The 4,038-nt window shown below is 65.8% G+C and carries 5 protein-coding genes; 4 read left to right on the forward strand and 1 reads right to left on the reverse strand.

Going from position 1 to position 4,038, the window contains the following annotated elements; genetic code table 11:
* Nucleotides 1–187 precede the first annotated feature (187 nt).
* Entirely contained in the window at nt 188–829 is a 642-nt protein-coding gene (locus tag ACMO6A_RS01170; protein ID WP_114532859.1) for a TorD/DmsD family molecular chaperone, read from the forward strand.
* 9 nt (nt 830–838) lie between these two features.
* Entirely contained in the window at nt 839–1,369 is a 531-nt protein-coding gene (locus ACMO6A_RS01175) for a methylated-DNA--[protein]-cysteine S-methyltransferase (RefSeq protein ID WP_114554588.1), read from the forward strand.
* Between the two features lie 39 nt (nt 1,370–1,408).
* Here ACMO6A_RS01175 and ACMO6A_RS01180 read toward each other — a convergent pair whose 3' ends face one another.
* Complete coding sequence (locus tag ACMO6A_RS01180) at nt 1,409–2,194, reverse strand: hypothetical protein (protein WP_015761148.1); 786 nt, start codon at nt 2,192–2,194, stop codon at nt 1,409–1,411.
* Nucleotides 2,195–2,369: 175 nt separating this feature from the next.
* Here ACMO6A_RS01180 and ACMO6A_RS01185 point away from each other — a divergent pair, with 175 nt between their 5' ends.
* A complete protein-coding gene (locus tag ACMO6A_RS01185) occupies nt 2,370–3,164 on the forward strand; it encodes a trimeric intracellular cation channel family protein (RefSeq protein ID WP_009305099.1) in 795 nt (264 codons plus the stop codon).
* Between the two features lie 178 nt (nt 3,165–3,342).
* A partial coding sequence (gene rlmB / locus ACMO6A_RS01190) for a 23S rRNA (guanosine(2251)-2'-O)-methyltransferase RlmB (RefSeq protein ID WP_418470666.1) occupies nt 3,343–4,038 on the forward strand: 696 nt, incomplete at its 3' end.

Below are 4,038 nucleotides of genomic sequence, written 5' to 3' on the forward strand. Positions count from 1 at the left end.
ATGCCGAGGCCGCTGCCGTCGAGCGCCCGGCGGGCGAGGCGGCTTAGCCGTCCCAACCGCGTCTCCCGTCCGGTGATCCTTGGCGGCGCTTTCCCTCCCGCGCCGCAGGGATCCCGGCTCGGGTGCGGTATGCTATGCATCATCTTGGTTCACGTTGCGCGTCCTGCGCTGAAAGGAGCTTTTCGCCATGGCCAAGGAGATTCCCTGGAAGATCCTGTCCGAAGCCTATGCGTTCATCGGCAACTCGCTGCTCAAGCCGATGACGATGACGTCGACGGTGGGGTTGGATCCGGCGTTTTGGGAAGCGTTTCCCTCGTTCGACGACGAGGCCGTGGCGGAGGCCGTCGCGGCATGCGCGCGCTATGCCGAAGGAGCCGTCCAGCGCGCGGAAGCAGGCGAAGACGAGCCTCAGCGCGCGGCCGTCGAATACACGAAGCTGTTCGTGGGCCCGCCGTCGCCCGCGGCTGCCCCATGGGAGACGATGTACCGCGGCGAGAACGTGACGGTGGGGTTCGGTCAGGCCACGTTCGAGATGCGCGAGTTGCTGCGCGAAGCGGGGCTTGAAGTGCGGAACGTCAACAACCAGTACGAAGACCACCTGGGCATCGAGCTGCTGTACCTCTCGTCGCTGTGCGCCCGCGCAGACGCGGACGCCGCCGATGCCCCCGTGCCCGAATCCGTGGCGGACTTCATCGAGAAGCATCCGCTCAGCTGGGTCGACGCGTTCCGCGCGCGCATCGCCGAGGCGGCGCCCGACGGCTACTTCGTCTCGCTTGCAGGGTTGGCTCGAGCTCTGCTCGCCTGGCATGCCGAAGCGCTGCGCGTGTAGGAGGCTCGCATGGATTACCTTGCAACGATCGATTCGCCCGTGGGTTCGGTCACCGTCGCCAGCGACGGTGAGGCGATCGTCGGGTTGTGGCTTGAGGGGCAGAAGCACTTCGAAGCGACGCTCGAAGCTGCCGAGGATCGTCCCGATCTGCCGGTACTCGTCGAGGCGCGCGCATGGCTCGAACGCTACTTCGCAGGCGACGACCCCGGCGCGCTTCCGCCCGTGAACCCGCGCGGCACCGCGTTCCAGCAGCGTGTGTGGGCGCTGCTCGCCGAGATCCCGTACGGCCAGCTGACCACGTACGGCTGGATCGCGCGTCGCATCGAAGAGCAGACGGGAACTCGTACGTCGGCGCGCGCCGTGGGCAGCGCCGTCGGCCGCAACCCCATCTCCATCATCCTGCCGTGCCATCGCGTGGTGGGGTCGACCGGCAGCCTCACCGGCTACGCCGGCGGCCTGGAAAAGAAGATCGCCCTGTTGGGAATCGAGGGCATCGATGTAGATGCCCTCAGCATGCCGAAGAAAGGCGTGGCGCTGTAGCCGTCCGCCGCCTGCGCTCAGGATGACGGGCGAAGCGTCTTAGAAAAGCAGCGCTCCGTCGATGGTCATCGACGTCACGTTGCCGTCGGCATCGCAAACGAGCAGCACGTTCGTCACGGTCGCATTGCCTTCGCCGTCGAGGATCGAAACGTCGTTGGCGTACTGATAGCCGCCCTCCGTCGGCGTGACGCTCGCCGTGGCGGGGTCGAAGCTCTGGTATGTGTAGTACGTGTTGTCGGCGATGAGCCCCGGCAGCGCCGCTTCCACGGCGGCGACGGCCTTGGCCTGCGGATCCTCAGCGGGCTCGGGCGTTGCGGGCTCTGCCGGGGCCTCGGGCTGCGGCTCCGGCTCTGCGGTTACCGGGGTTTGATCGAGCAGCCAGGTAGCTTCGGTGGCGCCGTCGTTCCAGAACAAACGCTGCGAGGAGTAGCGGTCGTCGAACGTGAGCGTGCCGGAGGCCGTCTCTCCCGCGGGCACCGAGATGGTGTTGTTTGCGAACGTCGAGCTGACGGGAGGCATGCCGAACGAAAGAAGGCATTCGGTGGAAAGCTCTTGCGCGCTCGAGTGCGCCTTGAACTCGATCTGTACGTTGAGCTGGTCGTTTGCGCGATCGATCGACTTCACGGCCACTTCGTAGTCGCGCCACACGGCCGATTCGCCAACCGAAAGCGACTTGAGTTTGGACGCGTCGGTAACGGTGTAGCCGCTGCTCGACGCGCTGGCGTTCGGGTTCGGCAGGTTCGGTTCTTCGGCCTTCGAGCCGCATCCGGTCAGCGCGAGCGCAAGAACCGCGCAGGCGGCGGTCGCAATGATCTTCTTGTTCAAAGTGGATCCCTCCATACGGTGCGCGGGCGCGCGAACGCGACCCGATAGCGTTTGGGTAGTATCATACCAGTTCGGTCAACATGTGTGAGCATCCTGTTGCGACATGCGTCGAACATTCGCCCTAGCGCAAAACCTGCAGGTGTGGTTTCATAAGCGCAGATTCCGAAAGGGGCGTATGGACACCACATTTCTGCAGCAAGCGTTCTCCGATTCGCAGGTGCTCACGGTGCCGTGGAGCATCGATTATTTCTCCGTCGTCGTTGGCGTGTTGACGGGCGCTCTGTTCGCGTGCGACCGCAAGCTCGACATCATCGGCACGGTGGTGCTGGGCCTGGTCACCGGGTACGGTGGCGGCATCATTCGCGACATGCTGCTGCAGACCCACGGGGTGTACTTCACCTCGCACCCCGATCTCATCCTCATCTGCATCGCCATCTGCGCGTTCGTGTTCTACTTCCGCGGGCTGTTCCGCCATCTCGATGCCACGGTGTTCTTCGCCGACGCGCTGTCGGTGGGATTGTTCGCGCTGGCCGGCGCCAGCAAGGCGTTCTCGCTCGAGCAGGGTTTCGTGTTGTCGGTCATCCTCGGCGCCATCACGGCGGTGGGCGGCGGCGCGGTGCGCGACATCTGCGTGGGGGAGACGCCCGGCATTTTCCAGCAGTCGAACTTCTACGCGGTGGCAGGCCTCGGCGGATCGTTCGCGTTCGTGGCCCTGGCCTATGCGGGAAGCCCGTTGCCGCTTGCGGGTGTGGCCTGCGTGTTCGTCGTCGTGTTCCTGCGCTATTGGAGCGTGTACTTCGACTGGAAGACCAGCAACGAGGCCGACCTCACCCCTCATGTGGCGCGCGGCGTGGGCAAGGTGCGGCGCGTCGTGTCCGGTGTGTTCCTGCACGGCGGCGATGCCACCGTGGCGCAGAAGGAGCGTCGCCGCCGCGGCCGCTGGCGCCGCAACCACGAGAAACGCGACTGAGGCAACGTGCTCGAAGCCGTGTGGCGCTCGCGCTCCCTCCTCCACGTGGCGATACGCTGAAGATGCGCGCGGGGGCTTCCCCGGGCGCGTTCCTATCTGCCATACTGTCCGAATTAACAATGTGCCGTGCGATGCCATGCCAGGATCGACGCGGGAGAAGATACGAAGGATCGTGAACATGGCTGATTTCATCGAGGGCAAGCGCCCCGTCATCGAGGCGCTGCGCACGGGCGTGCCCATCAAGAGCATCCTCATGGCTGACAACGTGCAGCGCGACGGCCTCATCGAGGACATCCTGCGCAAGGCGAAGCGCGCCGGAGCCACCGTGGAGATGGTGCCGCGCAAGGTGCTGGACGGCAAGTCCGACCGCGGCAGCCACCAGGGCGTCATGGCGAAGGCCGCGTCGTTTCCGTACGTGGGCATCGGCGACGTGATCGACGCGGCGGGCAAGTCGGCCGAGCAGCACGACGGCCGCGCGCTCGTGATCATCCTCGACCACATCACCGACGCGGGCAACCTGGGCGCCGTGTCGCGCAGCGCCGAAGCGGTGGGCGCATGCGGCATCGTGATCCCCAACAAGCGCAGCGCGCACGTGGAGGCTTCCACGTACAAGAGCTCGGCCGGCGCCATCGCGCACGTGCCCGTGGCGCAGGTGTCGAATCTCGTGCAGACCATGAGCCGCCTCAAGGAGGAGGGCTTCTGGATCGCCGGCGCCACCGAGCACGCCTCCGACCTCATCTGGAAGGCCAACCTCAAGGGCAAGATCGCGCTCGTGATGGGCAACGAGCAGGAGGGTATCTCGCGCCTGGTGATGGAGCACTGCGACTTCCTGGTGAAGCTGCCCATCGAGGGCGAAGTGGCGTCCCTCAACGTG

The organism is Eggerthella sp. (genome assembly GCF_048329335.1).
In the GTDB taxonomy this organism is placed as follows: Bacteria; Actinomycetota; Coriobacteriia; order Coriobacteriales; family Eggerthellaceae; genus Eggerthella; species Eggerthella lenta.